Annotated in this window: 18 protein-coding genes and 2 pseudogenes; 8 read left to right on the top strand and 12 right to left on the bottom strand. The window is 63.7% G+C overall.

The window, feature by feature from the left end; all coding sequences use genetic code 11:
• Positions 1-1,036 precede the first annotated feature (1,036 nt).
• Both ACX9NE_RS16835 and ACX9NE_RS16830 read left to right on the top strand, forming a co-directional pair.
• Positions 1,037-2,394: pseudogene (locus tag ACX9NE_RS16835) on the top strand (transposase).
• Positions 2,395-2,858: 464 nt separating this feature from the next.
• Complete coding sequence (locus ACX9NE_RS16830) at positions 2,859-3,002, top strand: hypothetical protein (protein WP_459362506.1); 144 nt, start codon at positions 2,859-2,861, stop codon at positions 3,000-3,002.
• Here ACX9NE_RS16830 and ACX9NE_RS16825 read toward each other — a convergent pair.
• A pseudogene (locus ACX9NE_RS16825) lies at positions 3,002-3,588 on the bottom strand (undecaprenyl-diphosphate phosphatase); the annotation flags it as partial. The gene ACX9NE_RS16830 and the pseudogene ACX9NE_RS16825 sit on opposite strands and share 1 nt — an antisense overlap.
• 137 nt (positions 3,589-3,725) lie before the next feature.
• On the opposite strand from ACX9NE_RS16825, the gene ACX9NE_RS16820 reads away from it, so the two are divergent.
• Positions 3,726-6,122: a plasma-membrane proton-efflux P-type ATPase gene (locus ACX9NE_RS16820; protein WP_459362356.1), complete on the top strand. Its 2,397-nt coding sequence runs from the start codon at positions 3,726-3,728 to the stop codon at positions 6,120-6,122.
• 382 nt (positions 6,123-6,504) lie between these two features.
• Here ACX9NE_RS16820 and ACX9NE_RS16815 read toward each other — a convergent pair whose 3' ends face one another.
• Positions 6,505-7,134, bottom strand: coding sequence for a DedA family protein (locus tag ACX9NE_RS16815; protein ID WP_459362357.1), 630 nt, complete (start codon positions 7,132-7,134; stop codon positions 6,505-6,507).
• Positions 7,131-7,385 (bottom strand): hypothetical protein, encoded by a 255-nt coding sequence (locus ACX9NE_RS16810; protein ID WP_459362358.1) that lies wholly within the window; start codon positions 7,383-7,385, stop codon positions 7,131-7,133. Before ACX9NE_RS16810 ends, ACX9NE_RS16815 begins: the two co-directional genes overlap by 4 nt.
• Positions 7,386-7,487: 102 nt before the next feature.
• Here ACX9NE_RS16810 and ACX9NE_RS16805 point away from each other — a divergent pair, with 102 nt between their 5' ends.
• Positions 7,488-8,162, top strand: a complete 675-nt coding sequence (locus ACX9NE_RS16805) for a response regulator transcription factor (RefSeq protein ID WP_459362359.1) — start codon at positions 7,488-7,490, stop codon at positions 8,160-8,162.
• Here the strand turns inward: ACX9NE_RS16805 and ACX9NE_RS16800 are convergent.
• The 5 genes from ACX9NE_RS16800 to ACX9NE_RS16780 form a co-directional block, all read right to left on the bottom strand.
• Positions 8,106-9,479 (bottom strand): ATP-binding protein, encoded by a 1,374-nt coding sequence (locus tag ACX9NE_RS16800; protein ID WP_459362360.1) that lies wholly within the window; start codon positions 9,477-9,479, stop codon positions 8,106-8,108. The two genes, ACX9NE_RS16805 and ACX9NE_RS16800, sit on opposite strands and share 57 nt — an antisense overlap.
• Before the next feature lie 483 nt (positions 9,480-9,962).
• On the bottom strand, positions 9,963-10,706 hold the full coding sequence (trhA, locus tag ACX9NE_RS16795) for a PAQR family membrane homeostasis protein TrhA (RefSeq protein WP_459362361.1): 744 nt from the start codon (positions 10,704-10,706) through the stop codon (positions 9,963-9,965).
• Between the two features lie 229 nt (positions 10,707-10,935).
• Positions 10,936-11,565 carry a DedA family protein gene (locus tag ACX9NE_RS16790; protein ID WP_459362357.1) on the bottom strand — a complete coding sequence of 210 codons (630 nt, stop codon included), beginning with the start codon at positions 11,563-11,565 and terminating at the stop codon, positions 10,936-10,938.
• The gene (locus ACX9NE_RS16785; RefSeq protein ID WP_459362358.1) at positions 11,562-11,816 is read right to left on the bottom strand and encodes a hypothetical protein; all 255 of its coding nucleotides are present in this window, start codon (positions 11,814-11,816) and stop codon (positions 11,562-11,564) included. Before ACX9NE_RS16785 ends, ACX9NE_RS16790 begins: the two co-directional genes overlap by 4 nt.
• A gap of 472 nt (positions 11,817-12,288) precedes the next feature.
• Positions 12,289-12,498 carry a hypothetical protein gene (locus ACX9NE_RS16780; RefSeq protein ID WP_459362362.1) on the bottom strand — a complete coding sequence of 70 codons (210 nt, stop codon included), beginning with the start codon at positions 12,496-12,498 and terminating at the stop codon, positions 12,289-12,291.
• On the opposite strand from ACX9NE_RS16780, the gene ACX9NE_RS16775 reads away from it, so the two are divergent.
• A complete protein-coding gene (locus ACX9NE_RS16775) occupies positions 12,497-12,799 on the top strand; it encodes a hypothetical protein (protein WP_459362363.1) in 303 nt (100 codons plus the stop codon). The genes ACX9NE_RS16780 and ACX9NE_RS16775 overlap by 2 nt on opposite strands.
• A 555-nt stretch (positions 12,800-13,354) precedes the next feature.
• Here the strand turns inward: ACX9NE_RS16775 and ACX9NE_RS16770 are convergent.
• The 3 genes from ACX9NE_RS16770 to ACX9NE_RS16760 all read right to left on the bottom strand — a co-directional run bounded on the left by ACX9NE_RS16770 (position 13,355) and on the right by ACX9NE_RS16760 (position 17,975).
• Positions 13,355-14,470 (bottom strand): bile acid:sodium symporter family protein, encoded by a 1,116-nt coding sequence (locus tag ACX9NE_RS16770; RefSeq protein ID WP_459362364.1) that lies wholly within the window; start codon positions 14,468-14,470, stop codon positions 13,355-13,357.
• A 281-nt stretch (positions 14,471-14,751) separates the two neighbouring features.
• A complete protein-coding gene (locus ACX9NE_RS16765; protein WP_459362365.1) occupies positions 14,752-15,918 on the bottom strand; it encodes a PPE family protein in 1,167 nt (388 codons plus the stop codon).
• 1,613 nt (positions 15,919-17,531) lie between these two features.
• On the bottom strand, positions 17,532-17,975 hold the full coding sequence (locus tag ACX9NE_RS16760) for a hypothetical protein (RefSeq protein ID WP_459362366.1): 444 nt from the start codon (positions 17,973-17,975) through the stop codon (positions 17,532-17,534).
• Positions 17,976-18,789: 814 nt separating this feature from the next.
• Here ACX9NE_RS16760 and ACX9NE_RS16755 point away from each other — a divergent pair.
• A complete protein-coding gene (locus ACX9NE_RS16755; protein ID WP_459362367.1) occupies positions 18,790-18,936 on the top strand; it encodes a hypothetical protein in 147 nt (48 codons plus the stop codon).
• Between the two features lie 94 nt (positions 18,937-19,030).
• Positions 19,031-19,852 (top strand): alpha/beta fold hydrolase, encoded by an 822-nt coding sequence (locus ACX9NE_RS16750; RefSeq protein ID WP_459362368.1) that lies wholly within the window; start codon positions 19,031-19,033, stop codon positions 19,850-19,852.
• A gap of 330 nt (positions 19,853-20,182) precedes the next feature.
• Here the strand turns inward: ACX9NE_RS16750 and ACX9NE_RS16745 are convergent, their stop codons facing one another.
• A complete protein-coding gene (locus ACX9NE_RS16745) occupies positions 20,183-21,040 on the bottom strand; it encodes a COG4705 family protein (RefSeq protein WP_459362369.1) in 858 nt (285 codons plus the stop codon).
• A 144-nt stretch (positions 21,041-21,184) separates the two neighbouring features.
• Here ACX9NE_RS16745 and ACX9NE_RS16740 point away from each other — a divergent pair, with 144 nt between their 5' ends.
• Positions 21,185-21,451 (top strand): hypothetical protein, encoded by a 267-nt coding sequence (locus tag ACX9NE_RS16740; RefSeq protein ID WP_459362370.1) that lies wholly within the window; start codon positions 21,185-21,187, stop codon positions 21,449-21,451.
• Positions 21,452-21,499 lie beyond the last annotated feature (48 nt).

The raw sequence follows: 21,499 nt of genomic DNA, 5'->3' as shown, positions 1-21,499 counted from the left end.
GGTTTTCCATTCTATTTCGGCCATCTGGTAGTGGCTCTCGGAGACGATTTGATGTGGCTTTCCACAGAGTTGTGCGGCGTGCCGACCATTTTAGGCGGATGCGCCTTTCCAGAATGAGCGCTCAATTCGTGGCGCGCTCGACGTGGCTACATAACAGGGCAGTTCAGAATGGCCGTTAGCGGGGGCAATGCCCCAGTTGGGCGAATCGGCCTGCACGTAGCCTCACGTACCTGGTGACGATCGCGTCGACACCCCGTGTGCAACTACTGCGGGCACCTGAACTTAAATGGCACCGATTCACTGTCGAGCGCCCTGTCTCGAACGTTGGACCAAGCCGGCGAACGGGAGAGACGAAGCGAAGAACAACGAGAACTTTACAACAGTGAACGCGGCTCATGTCTCACAGACGGACTGTCATTAATTCTCTCCTTCGAGCGTGTTGGCGACTAATCTGAATCGGACCACACGGGCGAGTTTCGCGGTAGGGCGGAAGTCCTCCGCCTGCGGTTCGTTGGTTGCGATGCAGGTACATCACCCACATCCGAGCGCCCGTCAGTCCCTCGCCGTTGCGGCCAGGGAGCACCAGTACGTGTTCGCCGATAACTCCCATGAGTATGGACGCGCTGAGCACTCCTAAGGGCCCGGAGAGGGGCCACCGGTTTGCACCCCTCAGGGCAACGCCACATCGCAGCCGCGACTGTCCAACGCCGATACAAGTCACGGTGTCTGCGATCAGTGACTGGGCGATCTGCGTCCAACTCACGTAGCGAGATGCATCGCATCCTCACCGCATGCGCTAAGCGGAGCTGTTGTGCTAGGTAGCGTGCTTGCACACCATAGAGCATATACCCCGTCCCCGTATGCGTAAATAAGCGTGGTGATGATCGTCGACCCACTGAAAGCCACACAAACGGTCGGCAGCCGACGGCGTAGACGCCGCCCAGTCTGCACCGATCTAGGACGGTGCTAATTTTCGGGCCTGGGTTTCGGCGTGGCTGAGCGGATTTGGCGTGGGTGTGCCTGGATTAATCGGTGTGTGGCGTTGGGGCGGGAAAATCGGCAGGGCCGGTTCGATGATGTGATGCTGCCGGTGGGTGATCAGTTGCCGGCGGGCGGTATCTATCGGTTGTTGGGTGAGCATGCCTGGGGCGTTGTTCGGCGATGAGTTTTTCGCTGATCTGTTCAAGCGTTCGGCGCTGGGCCGTCCGACGGTGCCGGCGCGGGTGATCGCTATGGTGATGCTGTTGCAGGACCTATGAGGGACTGTCGGATCGGGAGGCGTGCGACATCCGGAGCTGGCCAAGGCAGTGCGTAGCGCCGTGACCCATGATGATGACTAAGCCAGCCTGGGCACACCACCGTGTGATTGGGTGACCCCAAAGCCCGTCGGCGTTGGTGGATGCGTTGGTCCGCGACGCCGAAGCCGCCCTGGATGCCGCCGATGGCCGCGAGCTGGCGAGGGCGCTCGGTGAGGCGGTCGAGTTGCTGGCGCTGGTGGCCGGCCGAGACGTCGAGACCGGCGAGGATGGGCTGTTTCGTATTGCTCGGCGGGCAGCCAAAGACCGGATGATTTCCACTGTCGATACCGAAGCTTGCCACGAACAGCCATGGGCATAAATCGCGGGCGCGGACCTTCGATGGCTGCAAGTCCCATCTGAGTATCGACCCCGAAGATGAGCTGATTACCGCGGTGGCTCTCACCCCGGCCAACGCCGCCGACCGTGAGGTCATCGACGAGCTCCTCGACAACCCCTTCACCGACACCGCAAGTGGTGCCTCCGATACCGACACCGATGCCGCGATCACCGACCACGCAGGTCACAGGTCAGAGTCGAAAGGCTCTGACATGTATGGTGATTCGGCTTACGCCGATGGGGCCACCCTTAATGAGCAGACCGGCCGCGGCCTTGACATGCGCGCCAAGGTTGCCGGAGTGCGCAACGCCAACGGCTATTCCAAGGACCAGTTCGGAATCGACTTGACCGCCAACACCGTGACGTGCCTAGCGCAGCACGCCGTGGCCATCCACACCGGTCGGCGTCAACAGTTGGCCCGCTTCGGTGCGCTCTGTGCAACCTGCCCCCGCTGCGCACCGAATGCACCAGGCCCGCAGTGGGCGCGTGATCATCCATCCATGCCCGCGAAGCCGCACTGCAGCATGCCAAGACCCGCCAACGCGATCCGCACTGGCAAGCCGACTACCGCACGTATCGGCCGATCGTGGAACGCAGGATCAGCCATTTCACCTGCCGCCCCTGGGGTGGGCGCAAGGCTCGCTGCCGCGGCCAACAAAGCATCCTGACCGACATCCTCACCCAGCCGGCGCGCTCGGACCCGGCCCGGCTCGTCACCCTGGGCCTGCACCCACACCCCGCAGGCTGGGCCATCGCCTGACCCACACCCACCAGCCAACTCGGCGCACTGCTACCACATGGTGTATCGACAAGGCAGGCAGCGACATTGACCGGGCTGGTAGGCTCGACCGCGACTCGGCGGCGCAACGCCGCCACGGCGCTCACACCCGCAGTCTGCACTGAGCCTGCGGTCGAGCCGGCCAACAAACTCACCGATCTGGAACGGCGCCGTGTCCTTGAGGTGCTCACCAGCGACCGGTTCGTCGATCTCGCGCCGTTGCATATCTACCCTCAACTGCTCGAGGAGGGCGTCTACCTGTGTTCGCTGTCAACGATGTACCGGGTGTTGGAACAGAACACCCTGGTCGCCGAACGCCGCGGCTGGCGCGGCACCCGGCCAAGGTGTGTCCGGAACTGGTCGCGACCGCGCCGCGGCAAGTGTATTCGTAGGACATCACCAAACTCGCGGGCGCGGCGAAAGGCACCTACTTCGACGCTTACATGATGATCGACATCTACTCCCGTTGCATCGTCGGTGTCCACTTCCATACCTACGAATCCGGTGATTTGACAGAGGAACTGATGGAGCAGATCTTCAAGGTGCACGGCGAACAGGAAGGAAAAGCATGCGGCGTATTCATGGGATAGGCCTCTTCATGGGATAAGCCTCGCCACAGCGCGGCCACGATGGTGATGCCGGAGCGAGCTGATGCCGGACAGCAGCGCCAGGATTTGGACGCAGCCGATCAGCATCCGCGGCCGAGGGAATTGGGCAGGCTTAGTATCGATGGCCTCACCGGTTTGTGCCGGTTCGTCATCGGCCAGCGACGGGGCCGCCGTGCGCGGAACAGTCACGGGAGCGGCTCGGCGGCGCAGCGCCTCGCCCGCGCAAAAGGCGGCGGTGTTGAGGATCAGGAACACCGCCGCCGGGATTGGCCTGCTCAGGGTAGTGCGGAACAGGCGTTCCACGGCCAGCCCCGCAACACCGACGGGATGGTCTCGAGCACGATTAACCAGGCCGGCCGTTGGCCGGAGGTCTGGATTCGGCGGTACCGCAGCGAGGAGACGAACCCAGCCAGAATGCGCATCCAGTCCCGCCAGAAGGACACCAGCAGCGCTGCGGCTGTTGCGACAAGCAGGCCCACGATGAACGCCTGGTACGGCGACTCCGGTGTGAATGCGTTGGAATTTCGGGCCCGCTGGCGCCGACGAGGGCGGGCGCCAGCACCCCGTGTCGCCAGGCCCCGTCGAGATTCGCTGAGTAACGCCGGGGGCACCGAGCGGCGGATCCGATGACTATCGGCACTGTGACGGGCCGGCTGTCTAGGCGCACCATCGGTCATGTGACGCTATCTGGACGGGGTGGTTGTCGTGGATGACAACCATGGCGACAGCGCCGGTATTGTGTCTGCCTTCCAGCCGCATGTGGGCCCCGTCGGATTGACGTCGGCCCAGGCTCGGGCGTTGCTGGCCGAGCGCGGTCCGAACACAGTGCCCGAGCAGCGACCCAGCGTGCTGGCGCGCATAGCGGCCGGGTTGTGGGCGCCGGTGCCGTGGATGCTTGAGGCCACGATCGCCTTGGAGTTGGTGCTGGGCAAGTGGCTGGATGCCGCGATCGTGGGTGTGGTGCTGGTATTCAACGCCGGTCTGGGCTTTGTGCAGCAGCAGCGGGCCGCGGCGGCGCTGGAATTGCTTCGACACCGGCTGGCGATCAACGCCCGGGTCTGTCGCGACGGCGCCTGGCAGCAGGTCCCGGCGGCCGAGCTGGTCGACGGTGACATGGTGCATGTGCGTGTCGGTGATCTGGCGCCCGCCGATCTTCGCGTCGGCTCGGGCGATGTGCTGGTCGATCAGTCGACCCTGACCGGCGAGTCGGTGCCGTTGGACCGCGGCCGCGATGACACGGTGTTCGCGGGGTCGATCATCGCGCGCGGCGAGGCGACGGGGACGGTGACAGCGACCGGTGTGCGCACCTATTTCGGGCGCACCGCGGAGCTGGTTGGCGGCGCCGAGGCGGCTGATCACCTGGCCGTAGTGGTGCTGCGTATGGTGCGGGTGTTCATCGTCATTGACGTGTTGCTGGCGATCGCCGGCACGTTCTATCTAGCCACCGCCGGCGCGACAGCCGAGGACATCGTGTCGTTTGCGGTGGTGTTGCTGTTGGCGTCGGTGCCGGTGGCTTTGCCGGCGGCGTTCGCGCTGGCCGGGGCGCTGGGCGCGCGGCATCTGGCCGGGCGAGGAATCCTGACCGCGCGGCTGGCCAGCGTTGCCGACGGCGCCGAGATGGATCTGCTGTGTGTGGACAAGACCGGCACCATCACCTACAACCGGCTGGCCGTCGCGGCCGTGTCCGCCCAGTCCGGCGTCTCGGAAGCCGATGTCCTGCGCCTGGCCGCTGGCGCGTCCGATGAGGCCACCCAGGATCCGATCGATTTGGCCATCCTGCGCGCGGCCACCGAACGGGGCCTACACCACCATGCCCGAATCGGGTTCGTGCCCTTCGACCCGGCCAGCAAGCGCTCCGAAGCCACCCTGCACGTTGATTCCCAGACGGTGCGGGTCGCCAAAGGGGCACCCCAGGTCATCGCCGAACTCGCCGGCCAACCGGTCGACCCGCAGGTCGAGCGGCTGGCCGCCGGTGGGGCGCGTGTGTTGGCGGTGGCGGTCACTGACAACACGAACTGCTGGCGTCAGCTCGGACTGGTCGCTCTGGCCGACCCGCCACGCCCGGACGCGGCGGCCTTGATCGAGCAGCTTGCCGAGCTCGGGATCACGGTGGTGATGGTCAGCGGCGACAGCGCGGCCACGGCCGCAGCCGTCGCCGCCGAGGTCGGCATCACCGGGCCGACGGCGCGGGCCGATGGGCTGCGCGATGCCGAGACAAGTGCGCTTGGCGTAGCGGTGATCGCCGAGGTGCTTCCCGAGGACAAGTACCGACTGGTCAAGCGGCTGCAGGACGCTGGCCACACCGTTGGCATGACGGGCGATGGGGTCAATGACGCGCCAGCCCTGCGCCAAGCCGATGTCGGTATCGCGGTGGCCGGCGCCACAGATGTCGCCAAATCCGCCGCAGGGATCGTGCTCACCCGCGAGGGACTCATCGACATCATCGACCTGGTGAAGGAGAGCCGTCGCATCCATCAGCGCTCGCTGACCTATGCGCTCAACGTCAGCGTCAAGAAGCTGGAGGTTCCGCTTGTTCTGAGCTTCGGGCTGTTCGCCTGGCACCAGTTTGTTTTCACCCCGCTGCTGATGGCGTTGCTTTTGCTGGGCAACGACGTCGTGAGCATGGCTATCACCACTGACCGCGCCGACTACGCTCGGCGGCCGGATCGCTGGGATGTCGGCCACATAGTGACCGGCGCGTGCGTGATCGCCGTCCCCCTGCTGAGCGCCTCTGTCGGATTACTGTGGTGGGCCCGTAACCTGTGGCCGCACCTGGACCTGGGCCAGCTGCGCAGCCTGATCTTCTTCACGCTCATCGCCAGCAACCAGGCCACCATCTACCTGGTGCGTACCCGCGAACACGCCTGGACCAGCCGCCCCAGCAACTGGCTGCTGGCCGCCACCGCGGCCAACGTCGTCGTCGCGCTCGCCCTGGTGTTGACCGGCACCCTCATGTCGCCGCTGCCCGCGGTCGTGGCCGCGATCATGATCGCGACACTCTCCGCTGCAGCACTCGTGGCTGACTACGTCAAGATCCCCACCTTCAAAGCCCTTCGGCTGCACCGCCTCTGGCGCCCAACTCCTTCACAAGTGCCCGGGTAACCGGACGAACCCCTCCACCCTTGGGGTGCTGGGCGTGCATTAATGGTGGCGGCAATGATTGCGAGCTGTTTGGCTGCGTTAAGCGCTGCCGCGCGACGATGACGGGCATGCGGGCAGCAAGTACCAGTCCGTGGCTTACCGACTTGAGCAACATTTCGGCGAATCCGCGCTGGCCCTGGAACGACGACGACCATCCCCGCCGACTCAGCTCCCTGAGGTAGATGGCGAAAGGAGTTACTCCAGCACAACCACACGACGCACCCGAACATCGGCGTAGCGTTCCTGCCGCCCGGCCAGGAACTTGGTCCTCGCGGGCGGTGATCCTGCTGGTTTCCTTCCGCGGTCAGGTCGGGTGGACTTGCGCCTGCCGGTGGTATGGCTGTCATGGCCGGTCCGTCGCCGGCGCCAGCCGGGTACGGGTGTAGCCGAGCAGCAGCGGCAGCACCGAGACGACGGCGACCCCGACAAGGACCACCTCAATGTGGGCTGTCACCAACGCGTTCTCGCCGAGCAGGTAACCCAGCGTCGGCACCCCGACGCCCCACGCCAGCGCGCCGAGCACGTTGTAGGCAAAGAACGTGCGATAGGGCATCCGGGAGGCGCCGGCGATGGCCGGTACCAGTGTGCGAGCGACGGGAACAAATCGGGCCCACACCACAGCTGATGCGCCGCGGGCGCTGAAGAACGCCCGCGCGCGGGCTAGCCGCTCGGGTCCTAAGCGGGTGGCGCCAGGCCGGTCGAACACCGCGGGTCCCGCCTTCGCGCCGATCAGGAAACCGCACTGATCACCGGCGACGGCCGCGACCGGGACTGTAAGCAGCAGCATCCACAGCGGAACGACGGGATAGTTCTGCGCGGCCAGGACACCGGCGGTGAAAAGCAGCGAATCGCCGGGCAGGAAAAAGCCGACCAACAACCCGGTTTCGATGAAAACCACAGCAAGCAGACCAAGCAGCCCGAACATGTAGATCACGGTTTGCGGGCTATTGATCACCGCTCCCACCCCGCTCATGCGAGCGCTCCGCCGACTGGACCGTCACCGACAGTCGCCGTTGTGGCGCCCGATGGAGTGAACGCTAACGCCGCTACTGCGGTGAGCAGCCCGGTGACGCGCACCGCGGCGGTGGGGCCAAAGCGTTGCGGCGATCGCACCCGATCAGGGCAAACGGCGGCAACGAAGATGACCACGGCCAGCGATGTCGCCTTGGCGGCGGCGGCGATCGCCCCCGTCGCCTCATACCGAGCGGCTCCAATTTTGGCCACGCAATCAGGTTGGCCGCCGACGGCTGTGGGGACGCTGAGAAGCATCGCGCGCAACACTTCTGCTCTACTGGACATCAAGCAACAGTCCGGAGGGGGCGCGTCGTGCGTGTTCTGCTGGTCGAGGACGAACCCCTGCTCGCCGAGACGGTGCGTCGCGGGCTGGTTGCCGAGGGATTCGTCGTCGATGTCGAGCACGACGGCCTGGACGGGTTGGCGGCCGCCTCGAGCAGAGAATTCGACGTGGTAGTGCTTGACATAATGCTGCCCGGGCTCAGTGGCTATCAGATACTGCGGGAAATGCGAACCCGTAGGGTGTGGACACCGGTATTGATGCTGTCGGCTAAGGACGGCGAATACGACTTGGCCGACGCGTTCGACATAGGCGCTGATGACTACCTGACGAAGCCGTTCTCGTTCGTGGTTCTGGTGGCACGTCTGCGGGCTTTGATGCGCCGTGGCGCCCCTGAACGGCCCACCGTGTTAACGGCAGGGACCTTAGCATTGGATCCGGCTCGGCGACGGGTGACCCGTGGCCACACGGTGCTGAATCTGACTCCGCGCGAGTTCGCGCTACTGGAATTCCTGTTGCGCCACAAGGGAGATGTGGTTAGCAAGGCAGAAATTTTGCGGTCGGTGTGGGATTCGAACTATGAGGGCGACGACAACGTCGTCGAGGTCTACATCGGCTATTTGCGTCGCAAGGTCGATGCTCCGTTCGGGCTAGCGACCATTGAGACGGTCCGTGGCGCCGGTTACCGGCTGGTCACCGATCCCTGATAGTCGCGGCCCAATATGCTGGGCCGTCGGCAATGTCACGGTAAACGTCGCACCACCTTTGGCCGCGTCGCGAACTGTGACGGCGCCGTGATGGGAACGGACGACTGCTGCCACTATGGACAGGCCCAAACCTGATCCGCCCGAGGACCGGGTGCGGGTTGGGTCGAGGCGAACGAACCGTTCGAAGATTCGGGTCCGCTCACCCGCCGGGATACCGGGCCCGTCATCGGCGATCGTGATGACGGCGTGCGTTGCGTCGTGGTGGCAACCCAAGACGACCGTACTGGCAGCGTGGCGCGCTGCGTTGTCGATAAGGTTTCGGATGAGCCGCGCCAGCGCGGCGCGGTCGCCTACGGTGCGGCACGCCTCGATGTGGGTGACAATGTCCACTGATCCGACGGCTCGGAGCCGGCTCGCTTCGGCCGACAGCAGGTCGTCGAGGTCGACGTCGTCCTGACGCAGGTCCAGCGCATCTTCGTCCGAGCGGGCCAGCAGTAGTAGGTCTTCGACCAGTTGCTGCATACGGCGGGCTTCGGGCAGTAGGGCTTGGCCCATGAGCTCGTTGTCCAGCAGTCCGGGCCGCACCATTGCCATCTCGAGCGCGGTCGTGATGGTGGCGAGGGGGCTGCGCAACTCATGGGAGGCGTCGCCGACGAGTCGAAGCTGGGCGAGCCGGCCGCGCTCCAGCCGGGCAAGCATTGCGTTCATCGTAATGGCGAGCTGGGCGATTTCGTCACGGGTGGGCGGTACCGGCACACGTTTGGCGAGGTCGGTGCTCGAGATCGACGCCACCCGGGCACGGATCGCTTCCACCGGCCCTAACGCGGCGCCCACCAGCCGGTAGGTGCCTACCATGACCAAGGCCACGATGGCTGGAGAGCCGATCGCCAGCAGTGCCGCCACCTTTTTCACCACGGATTCGACCCGTTCTTGGTCAGCGCCGACCAGGATGGTGACGGTCCCGCGGGGGGTGGCGGTCGTACGGGCAAACAGCCAATAGTCATAGCCTTCCTGAGGGTCTTTCGCGCGGCCCACGTTGCGCGCCTGCCCGGCGTTCAAAGTCGCGATAGTTAGCGGCGATTGGGGGGCCCCGGTTGACGCGGCTAGCACCCTTCTGGTGTCGTCGACGACTTGGACCACACCGATCTGGCTGTCGGTTGCCAATAGCGGCGGATCGAGGTCCCGGGGGGTATGCGTGCGCAATCGTTCGCTGATCTCGTCTGCGCGCGCCGCCGCCGCGTGCTGGGCGCTGGACTGCAACGACCGGTACAGAACCAGCGATAGGACCCCGCCGGCGATGGCGAAACATACCGTCATCACCAATGCGGCCGCTAGTGTTGAGCGTAGCCGGACGCTCGCGTGCATCGGGTTAAGCCAGGCTACTGTCGTCCCTCGGAGCGGGCGCCATGCCGAAAACTTCATCGACCCTTCCTCGCCGGGCGCAGGGGCACGGTGTAGTGCCGGCCTCATAACTCGCCGTCCAGTGCTGCGAACCGTGAGGTACCGCCACGGCAACACCGGTGATCAGCGTCCTAAAGCAACCTTGACACATCTCGTCGACGCCGGCGAAGCGCCATACAGGGCGGCAATGCATTGATGTCTTTAACCGCGCCCGCGACACGCCGGCGGGAAGTTCGAAGTCTGGCTTCTCCTGATGCAGGGAGCCATGATTGCTGCCGTCCTGAACTTCGGTGTCGGTGACCAGTCCTTCCGATCAAGTAACAGATCCATGATCTGTTACGCGGCCTTCGGCGAAGCCCATATGACTCACACTTCCTACGCCCCGTGACAGTCGACAGTCTAGAAGACCACGAACCACATGGCGGTGTAGTGGCAGAGCGCTGCGATGGCGGTGCAGGCGTGGAAGAATTCGTGATAGCCGAATGTCGACGGCCATGGGTCGGGCCACTTAGAGGCGTAGAGGATGGCGCCAATGCTGTACAAAGCGCCGCCAACGAACAATAGCACCATTGCGGTCACCCCGGCGTTGTGCAGGATCGTCCCGGTGTACCAGACCGCCACCCACCCCAGCAGCAAATACAGCGGCACGCCTACCCAGCGCGGCGCCGACGGCCAGCACAAATTCAGTAAGGTCCCCACCGCCGCACCGCCCCATACGATCGACAACACCACGCGCTCGGCATGAGGCGGAAGGGCCAGCAGCGCGAACGGTGTGTAGCTGCCGGCGATGAACACGAAGATCATCGAATGATCCAGCCGCCTCATCCACATGCGGGCGATCGCGGATTTCCACTTCACGCGGTGGTAGGTGGCGCTGACGGCAAACATTGCCACCGTGGCCGCACTATAGGCCAGCGTGGCCAGCCCGGCCTCAGTGGATACCGCTGCCCACGAGACTGCAACCAGAGAGGCACCTGCGAAAACGGCGGCTACGGCGGCGTACACGTGGATCCAGCCGCGGAAGCGGGGTCTGGTCAACACTTGGGCGGCGCCCGCGACCAGCTGCTGGGCAGCATCGTTCGGCGTGAGTCCCTGCGGTTCCGGCTTATTGTTCGTGGCGGTGCTGAGCTGGCGACCGGTCATTTCTTTGCCGGCATGACCCGGACGCTGCTGCCCCTGCGGGCTGTGTTGATCGTGATCGCAAACAGTAGAGCCGGATTGAGTGGACAAATGGGTCATAGCTGAACAGCCTTTCGTGGTGCAGCATCAGGAGCGAGGAAATGCACGGGTCGTTGCGGAAAGGCGTGTGCACTGTGCCGGTTTCCTTCCGCGGTCAGGTCGGGTGGACTTGCGCCTGCCGGTGGTATGGCTGTCATGGCCGGTCCGTCGCCGGCGCCAGCCGGGTACGGGTGTAGCCGAGCAGCAGCGGCAGCACCGAGACGACGGCGACCCCGACAAGGACCACCTCAATGTGGGCTGTCACCAACGCGTTCTCGCCGAGCAGGTAACCCAGCGTCGGCACCCCGACGCCCCACGCCAGCGCGCCGAGCACGTTGTAGGCAAAGAACGTGCGATAGGGCATCCGGGAGGCGCCGGCGATGGCCGGTACCAGTGTGCGAGCGACGGGAACAAATCGGGCCCACACCACAGCTGATGCGCCGCGGGCGCTGAAGAACGCCCGCGCGCGGGCTAGCCGCTCGGGTCCTAAGCGGGTGGCGCCAGGCCGGTCGAACACCGCGGGTCCCGCCTTCGCGCCGATCAGGAAACCGCACTGATCACCGGCGACGGCCGCGACCGGGACTGTAAGCAGCAGCATCCACAGCGGAACGACGGGATAGTTCTGCGCGGCCAGGACACCGGCGGTGAAAAGCAGCGAATCGCCGGGCAGGAAAAAGCCGACCAACAACCCGGTTTCGATGAAAACCACAGCAAGCAGACCAAGCAGCCCGAACATGTAGATCACGGTTTGCGGGCTATTGATCACCGCTCCCACCCCGCTCATGCGAGCGCTCCGCCGACTGGACCGTCACCGACAGTCGCCGTTGTGGCGCCCGATGGAGTGAACGCTAACGCCGCTACTGCGGTGAGCAGCCCGGTGACGCGCACCGCGGCGGTGGGGCCAAAGCGTTGCGGCGATCGCACCCGATCAGGGCAAACGGCGGCAACGAAGATGACCACGGCCAGCGATGTCGCCTTGGCGGCGGCGGCGATCGCCCCCGTCGCCTCATACCGAGCGGCTCCAATTTTGGCCACGCAATCAGGTTGGCCGCCGACGGCTGTGGGGACGCTGAGAAGCATCGCGCGCAACACTTCTGCTCTACTGGACATCAAGCAACAGTCCGGAGGGGGCGCGTCGTGCGTGTTCTGCTGGTCGAGGACGAACCCCTGCTCGCCCGGAGTGATGAGCTGGCCCACGATCGCGGGAGAATCGACCGGTGACAGAAGAAAGCCAGGAGGATTGGTTTTGCTCCTCGGTCAATGGCAGTGACCGACTGGGCCTCGGTGCAGCTCCGCTGACGCTCTCAGCGCGATGCGCATGACCATAGCCTTAGCTAGACTCGCGGTTGTCATCAGCACCCACTTCAGGTACCGCTCATTTGCACCGGCTGTCTTGGAAGGTTCGAGACGAACCGGTACACGAGTGATGAGTACATAAGGCTTCGCGGAGGGAAGCCCGGGCGAGCAAATTGCCTACACCTGGGGCGAGTCGGCATCCAGCCTGGTATCAATAGCCCCGCTGAACCTCGGCTAAAGCACCGCAACAATCATTTTCTTGGCGATATTCGCAGCCACGTTGGCGATCCAGTTGACGGCCGACCGATTCCATCCGTTCGTATTCTGGTTGGTGATCCTCATCACCGACGTCGTGGGCGCGGCAAATGCAGATCTGATGAACCGGACAGATTTCGGCTGGGCTACGCAGCGGTGCGGCCATGTTGACCACGCTGCACGTGATCGTGCTGATCGGGTGGCAGGTAAGCGGACAGACCATGAACGTGGAACGCATCGCCAGCACCAGGAGCGAGGTCCTCTACTCCGAGGATCCCGTCGGAAACGAGCTCGCTTACGAGCGGGTAGAGGCTTTCTCGGCAGATGGCTTGCGACAGGTAAGCCGCGGCCCAGCGCAGCACCTCGTCGCCTGCTCCAGCACGGGATTTCGGCGTCGCAGCTCGGCCAATTCCGCTGACTCGCCGGTACTCCCGCCGGGCTCGGCGCCATCGTCGATGTCGGCCTGACGCATCCAATTCGACAGGGTCAGGATGGACACCGAGATCGGCGGCGATCTGCTCGATCGTCACACCGCCATCACGGCTGCGAGCAACACGGACGACGTCGTCACGGAACTCGCGGGGAAAGGCCTGGGCACAATGACAACCGTCCAGCCCGCCCCGCGGGGCAAGCGAACTCAAGATGACACCTTTTCGTGCAGCAGACCCGATCAATGGCCTGATCACCCGCATCCCAGGCCGCAACCTCTATCGGCTCACCAGCGAGGGGCTGCGTTTCGCGGTCTCCTACACCCACGACCGGTTGCTACGATCACTGCTGGCCGCCGACCAACCACCGCGACCGTTACCGATACGAAACGCGCTGCATTTCATCGATATTCACGTTGCGAACCGTATCGACCAGGCTCGCCTGCTGCGAAGGCAGACTGAAAACTCAAGACACCTCTCAGAGGGTCAGGGACCAAGGGTCCCTTGAGTTCAACATGACTCGTTGACCGCAACGCGCGGACCCACGCTGAATCCGAAGTCCACCACCTCATGGGCGCGCTTGACGAGGACTGCCTACATCGCAGATGTCGTGTTATGGGGTGGCTGCTGACCGGCAGCTTCCGCGGGCTTGACGCGGCGAAAGATTAGGCGATCTACGCAACCGGCAAAGACGTTTTGGACGAGTGTGTAGAAGATGATGGGCAGCATTACGCGCGGGTGATCGGCTAGCGCCAGTGACGCCAATACCAGCCCGGTGCCATTATTGTTCATTCCAAGGCCGAACACCATGCTCACACGGTCGGTTGGACTCAGACGCAATATCCCCGACACCAACCACCCGGCGTAGAAGGTTAACGCACAAAGTACGCACACGGTAATGACGATCGCGCTCACAAAGTCTGGATCTGGGTTGGCGACCGACTCGGGCAACGACACCGAAGCATTCGAGTAATTCAGCAGCAGCAGATTCAACGAGTTGATCAGTTTCAGCGTCGGCTTGGCGCGTTCGGCTCGCGGGGCTCCAAGGACTCCGCGAAGCCCGATGCCCAAGAACGACGGAACAATAACGCATATGGTGAGAAAGACACCAGTGGAACCTGAGTTGGCGAGTTCGTGTAGATCCTCTGAGTAATCTCCGGTTGTCATCAGCCCAACCGAGTGCAAAAAGGTCGGTGTTGTTAGCGGGCTGAGCACCGTCGAGAACAGCACTAACCCCAGGCTGAGCGTTAGATCGCCGTCGGCGTTTTGCGACCAAGCGGTCGAGGAACCGGCAATCGGCATCGACGCCAGCAGCGCCAGGCCCACCAGGATATTTTGCGTTTCGTCGGGGTCGTGCCACAGACGAAATACCAGCGATATCACCACGATGTAAATCAGCGGGATGAGCAGATTGGTACCCAAGCCGGTGACCAGAGGCCACGGGCGGCGCATCAGATGGCGCAGTTCAGTGGTCTGTACGCCAAGACCGGCGTTAAGGAGCAACAGCGCCAACATCAGCATCGGCAGCGAAACGTGAAGCGGCAGCGGCACATGGATCTTGGCGCCGAAAAGTATGAAATCGTTGAAACGAAAATTTTTGATCCACAAACCGAACCCCGGCGCGACGGCGGCCACCGCGTACGTGCCGAGTAAGAGCCAAATGAACTTCGCGTGCAGCCAATGTGAGAAGAGGGCGATAAGGTCGATCACTCTGTGTGCGGGAGGCATCGCTGTCCTTGCGGTCTTCAGTACTCCGTTGATCGGGGAACGCGGCAACTGATGTCTTGCGGCCTCAATGCGGCGGCGTGAGTTCGCGCGCGGTGTCGACGCGGCCCAATTTTATGGTAGTGATGGATCGCGACCTTCGCACAGGTGGCCGTTTTACCCGCAGTCGCTGGCTCGGCGTCAGGGCTGTCCACGGTAACTGACCTGACGAGAAGGGCCCGGTGGCCGGCAGTTGATGGCCCCGGCTACCCGCTCGTGGATGTGAATCATCCACCTGCGGGCGAGCGGGGTATGACGGTGGAGCGGAGCTCGAAACGCGAGGCCGACGGCCCGTTGACGCCGCGCCCAGACGTGCTCGCTAAAGGCAGCAGGGGCACGCTTGGGTTCCCAAGATCGGCTGATCCGATCCCAACGCTCCAGGGAGAGTTCGGTAAGACTGCGGAGACGGAGCCTGCCTGCGTTGCAATCCACGTCGTAGGCACCGACAATGCGCCGACCGGCATCCCGCGGCCTACCGCCGCTGACACCGCCGAACCGCTACCACCAGCACTGATTCCCAACACAGCTGAACCCAAGGAGTGAGCCCCAGACTCGACCGCTTTCATCGCCGCCGCAACCGGTGCGGCAGTGGCCTTGGCCATCAGCCCTAGCCCCTTGTCGAGGAAATTGAGCGGGTACATCGCGAAGTTCATCGGCACCGTAAGGGAGCTCAGTTTCGACAGCGACGTTGACACCGAGGTGAGTGCGGTGTTGAAGGCGGTAACCGTTGCGGACCCGGAGAATCCCTCGAGTGCGCGAGGCAGGGCCGGGATCAGTTGGGAACCCGCCGAGATGATTTCCTGAGCCTGTATCCCTACCGAACTGCCGGTCGCTCGGTCGACGGCGGCAACCTGTCGGGCCAAAGCCGCTGGGTCCGTGATGACCGGCGGCGAGGTGAACGGCGCAAGCTTCGATGCGCTGGCTGAAGCGCAGGCATAGCCATACATCGCGGTGGCATCCTGGGCCCACATCTCCTCGTAGTTGCCCTCGACGGTGGCAATGGCTGGGCTGTTCTGACCAAGCAAATTCGTTGCGGTGAGCGACATCAGCAGCGCACGGTTGGCGACGATTGCCGGTGGCGGCACCATCGCTGCGAACGCCGCATCATAAGCGGCAGCCGCGGCGTGAGCCTGAACGGCGGCCTGCTCAGCTTGGACGGCGGTCGCGCTCAGCCACTCGACGTAGGGTCCCGCAGCATGGACCATCCTCAGCGCTACCGGTCCGTCCCACTTGCCGGCCAAGCCAGATATCAACGAACCGAAGCCACTTGCGGCCAGAAACAACTCGCTGGCCAGCTCATTCCAGGCCGCCGCAGCGGCCAGCATCGATCCCGCGCCGACACCCGAATACATCCGGCCGGAATTGATCTCCGGCGGTAATGCTCCAAAATCCATTGCTACATCTTTCCGATTACTGGTGGGCGGTCTTCATATTTGAATTTCGTTATTGGGCAATAGAACATGGGATACTTCCTCAAAGGTGAATGTGTGCTAAGGAGGCGGACGGCGCCCGTCATCGAAGCTTCCGGCCGTAACTTGTTTCCCTCAAGAGTTGTAGCGAAGATTGCAGGCGAATGGTGAGGCCCGACGATTTGCATCGCGCCGCGAGACGCCGACGATGAATTCGGAGCAATGCTCGTCGGCCGTGATGATGTAGCTAGAGACGCAAGGCGCTAGCCGATCAGCGACGCGCGACGCAAAGCTTAGTCAATAGGTCTTGGCCGTCATGAGAATTCGCCGGTGCATGGGAATTCGGCACACCCGTGCGATATGTGACAGAAGTCAGGGAGGCGAGCGTTGGCAGTGACCACTGTGGTGGTAACGAGTACCGGGTCGGCGGTCGATCGCGCTTTATGCCGGCGCTTGCAAGAGGTTTCTTATTTGTGGCTGAACAGCTCTGCTCAACATCGATGGCTAGTTTCGAGCAGTCCTGACTATTCGCCTGGGCGATGCGGACGGCGCCCTGTGCGATCTGGGCTTGGCCAGCCGCGGCGAGTCCGGCCCGTAGCGTCCAAAAACCCACGAGAGCTACCAAGACGCACAGCCCAGAAACAAGCGCGATGACTGACCGCCGTCGCGCAGATCGTCCCGGACCCCGCAGATTCACAGCCCACTCATCGTACCAGCGATTGCGGACACCAATGCGATGATGTGCGGGACGGTTGGTCTCGCGAGCCCAGACCCACCCGTGGCCGAAACGTAATGTCTGTCGAACTATTCGACCAGGCCGCGGAAAGATTCACGAACAGTACCCGCGAGACGCGCGTCGGGTGCTGCAGTCCGATCTGTGGTTCCCACACCGCGAGGATGCCAGGTCTCACCACAGACCGTGGTGGGAACTGACTTCCGGCAGCACCCGCTACGATCCGCGTATCGCGCTGACCGACCGTGAGTCCTCCGGTGGCAACTACGGCCGCTCACCGGGCCGCATCCAGCTCCCGAGAATGCGGCGGGGTCAGATGGCACCTAGGCACGTTCCTGGAATCCGGGGCGGTCTTGCACCACGGCAGCCAGGAACGAATCCCAAGCTGCGGCCGCTTCGAAAAGTGGCCGACCGTCAGATTCAATGACCGAGATCCTGGGTGACCCAACCACCCATCATCAGAGATGTTCGCAGCGCGTCAGCAGGCCGGCAGCGGACGGGTTTGCTGTTCGGCGGTGCTCTCCGGTCGAGGGCGCGTACTTGAGCTCGAGGTCGGCATGCAGGTAATGCTGGGTCGACTAGGGGTGATTCATGTCCAAGCCACAGCGCGATGCCCGAAGTGTCGACACCGGTGTAGAGAATCTGCATGGCCGCTGAATGGCGCAGGGCGCCGGGTGTGATGTTTCTGTTGCGCAACGATTTACAGTGTTGCTTGACGGTCACGGCGCGTTTGGCAGCTCGCCTTTCGACGGCGTCGACGCCGGGTCGGTTGTCCCGTCTTGACGGACGCCACGCAGCACCGGATCGCCGTGGTGTTGGCGCAGCCAGGCAGGCAGGACCGGGAGAGTCTGTCGGGTCAGTGGCGTCACGCGGTCCTTGCGGCCTGGCCGTGCAGCCGGACGCGGACGCCGCGGCCGGGCACGAGGTCGCCGAGGGTGAGCGCGTTGAATTCGCTTACGCGCAAGCTGGTTTGGACGGCGAGTAGGAGCAGGGCCTTGGCGCGGCGACCGTGCCCGCTGGATCGGTCGGGAGCATCCAGCAGGGCGTCGATTTCGTCGTTGGTCAGGGGTAATTGACGATCCGGTGCTGGTGACGTTTGGTCGGGAGGCGAGTACCCGCTGGACCTGGCCGGCTGTTCGGAATGGCTCAGCGCGGCGCACCGTAACGTCGACAGGATCGCGGCCAGGTGGACGTTGCGGGTTCGAACGCTGTTGTGCCGCTGCTGCTTGAGGTGATTCATGAAGTCGGCGTCGAAATCGTCGAAGCCAAGCCGGAAGAACGCTTCGAAGGTGGGAGCCAAGGTAGTCATCGCAGTACCTGCCTGGGATGGTCCAAGCAGGTCGCGGTCAGCGCGAGCAGCCTGCAGACACCAAACGTCGAACTTGTATGGCTGTGACCGAGGTACGCCGAGCAGCTGCCAGGCGGGAACGCAGTCCCTCTCGGTAATGTACTGGGGCAAAGCTGAAATCCTGTTGTTGTGCAATGGAATCCGGCGGAATGTACCGAACTTGGTACCGCGGACGGTCAGTAAGGCCCTCGCTCAGGTCGAGATCGGCGTCGTCAAGGCGGATCGCTTCGCCGACCCCGCCCCAAACATGATGCGGACGCGCTGTTGTTGGGGGCTTCGCCGAGGTGCCGGTAGATGTAAGCCGCGTGACGCTGAACTCGGGCGTGATCTGCTCAGGGTGTAGCGGCGCTTCCTTCCTTCCTTCCCGAGTGCGTAATCGCCTGAGCCGGTGCTACGCGTCGCGGCCCCAGAGTTTCGGTTTTGTCCGCCGGCGCGGCCGCTGGCATACGCGGCCGCGAGGGCGTCCATCGTGCGCTCAGACATCAAGGCTTGCGCGAAATCGGCGAACGCCGAGGATTTGGAGGAACATCCGGCCGACAGCCGTCGAGGTCGCGATGCCCTGGTCGAGTAGCACCTACTCCACGCTGGCGGCCTGTAGGCGCTTGGAGAGCTCGGAAGGTGTTGCGGCGGCCGGCCCAGTCGGGCGAGCTCGGTCACCACGAGCTGATCGCCGACCGGTTGCCGACAGCAGCGCCTTGTCCAACTCCGGTGGGCGGGCCAGCGTGCCGCAAGCCTTTCGAAGAAAAGATCTGATGACAGCCGCCGCGGTAAGCGCATGGAGTTGGACGCCGGCGCGTTGGTCGCGCGTGGAAACCCGTCGGTAGCCGATCCGCAGGGCCGGACGGTATCGCCAGCCACCGACAGCGTGACGTTGCTGCTGACACACGGCAAGCAGTGCGGAGGTGTCCTGGGCAAGCGTTGAGACCGGCGGACCGTCGCGCGAACGATCGTTGCCGGACGGTTCGAGTGACTCGACATCTCCTAGCGCTGCAAGGATGGCGTAAGGTCCTTGGGCCGTGGCTGACGAGATCCACTTCATCGACGCGAACGGCCTCAACTTTGCCTATCTTCAGGAGGGCACTGGGCCCCTGGTGCTCATGCTGCACGGATTTCCGGACACGGCGCACACCTGGGATGATCTGCGTCCGCGAGTCGCCGCCACGGGATATTTCGTGGTCAGCCCGTTCATGCGGGGATATCACCCGAGTGCGATCCCGAATCGCGACACCGATCAGGAGACTTTGGCGCGCGATGCGCTGGCGTTGATTGACGCGCTCGGCGCCCGTGAGGCCATCATCATCGGGCACGACTGGGGTGCCTCGGCCGCCTACGGCGCAGCGGCGCTCGGCCCCGACCATGTGAAGAAGCTGTTTGTGATCGGCAGTCCCCATCCAGCGGCGCTGAAACCGTCGCTGAAGAAGCTGTGGGCCTTACGTCATTTCGCCACCTATAAGTTGCCCGGGGCGCCGAACCGCTTTGCGCGCAATGACTTCGCGGCGCTCACCGCTCTCTATCGGCGATGGGCGCCGGGATGGAACCCTGACCCGACGGAGTTGGCCGATGTGCGGACCAGCTTGTCATACCCGGCGAGCCTGAACGCGGCGCTCGGCTATTACAGAGCGTTTTCGCCCATACCCACCGCGGCGCTGAAGGCGCGGATCACCGTGCCAACAGTCGTTTTCGCGGGCATCGATGACGCCGTCTTCGATCCCACGGATTACTGGGTTGCCGCCCACATGTTCGACAGCGATTACACCGTTGAGGAGGTCCCAGGCGGGCACTTCATGCATCGAGAGCATCCCGAGGCATTCGCCGAACGACTACTGGCTCACCTGTGATGAGAATCGAGATTGGCGACCGATGTCCACGCCAACGCCGTTATCGCCTAAGCCAAGATCCTGCGCCAAGTACCTCCGAAGATCAGGCCCTCGAGTTATGCGGCGGGGGAGTGGCACCTGTGGTAACCCCACGTCCGCCGATTTCGGCGGTTCCGGGTAGGTGTGGACTTGCTTGGACGAGCGAGCCGTTGCCGTGGGGGATGGTGATGAGCCGACCTAAGCGCATACGGGTCGATCCCTGATTTGTTGCCACTAATGAAGCGAGCACCGGGGTCGGTCGTCCATTGTGCGGGTACCTGATCCCGGGCAGGCCCCGGGCCAGTCGGCACTCTAAATGCTCCCGGGTCGTGAAATGCTCCCGGGTCGTGCCTGCGCGTCGGGAATGCGCGCATTGTCGTCGGCGGGACGCCTGGCCGGGGCGGTCGTCACATCTTTTCGGCTCACAGCCAGATAGGTGACCAACCCGATAATCGTGAGCAAAAACACCGCACTGGTCCAGGTCGTGCCGACGCCGAGGCCGCCGTTGCTGCGGTGTTGGGACAGGAGGTCGCCCAGGGAGGCGCCGAGCGGACGGGTCAGGATGTAGGCGGCCCAGAATGCGGGGAGGGCGTTGAGCCGGAAAACCAGGTGGGCCGTTGCGACGAGGGCGATCAGTGCGCCGAACACCAGAGCAGAGATCGGGTAGCCCAACCGGAGGCGTTCAGCGACCAGGTCACCGGCCGCGGTGCCCAGGGCGAAGGTGAACAGGATCGTCAACCAATAGAAGATTTCCCGCCTGCTGGTGTAGATGGTGTGGATGGAAAGGGTTTTCTCGCTTGCATACCAGCCGGCGAAGGTCGCTAGCAGCGCGATGCTGAACACGATGGTGGTCGTCTGCAGCGGAACCCCGAAGTTGTCGACCAGATTGTCGGTGATCAACGTGCCAACCACACTGATCAGCACGACTGCCAGCCAGTACAGGCCCGGCACGTACTTGGTGGAGCGGAACTGGAAGACGAGGGCGATGACCAGCAGGATGCCCATCACGACTGTCGTTCCGGTCAATCCCAGGTTCAGTTTGACGTTGAGGTAATCGGCAGCCGTCTCACCGACAGTGGTGGCCAGAATCTTGATGATCCAGAAGTAGAGGGTGACCTCGGGGACCTTGTTGAGGATCCAACGGACGCGGGAATCTGATCGGGCTGGCACGGCTGCCTCCTCGCGGCAATCGACACCCCTCGAAGGCTAGGGACCCGAGAGTTAACGGCCGCCCCGCATCAGGTAAGCGACTGATTTACCTTCCTCGCAAGCCGAAGCACGGCAAACCTGCCTAGCGTCATCCGCACTGGGGCTGTGAGTCAGCATTCCCTTCGGTTGCAGCCCGCGAATTCGACCTGCACGCCCCGATTGCACGCTGATGCCGGTGGCGATCCCGATGCGGGCTTGTCCAGCGTCGTCGAGAACGAAGACCTCAAGGAGCCGGCCAGTCTGGTCGACACCGATGTGGACGTGCTCATGCGCCCCGGCGAACCGGCCGAACCGTTATCTGGCCGCGGGCGGCGCAGAATCCCGGTGCGCGAAGGTAAAGCGCCGACTTACCAAATCATCAATAACCACTAACCGACCGCTGCCTAGCGTCGGTTTCGTCAGAGGAATTCGGTTCAATTC

This window comes from Mycobacterium sp. ML4 (genome assembly GCF_054515735.1).
This window is presented reverse-complemented; position numbering and strand designations above follow the sequence as displayed.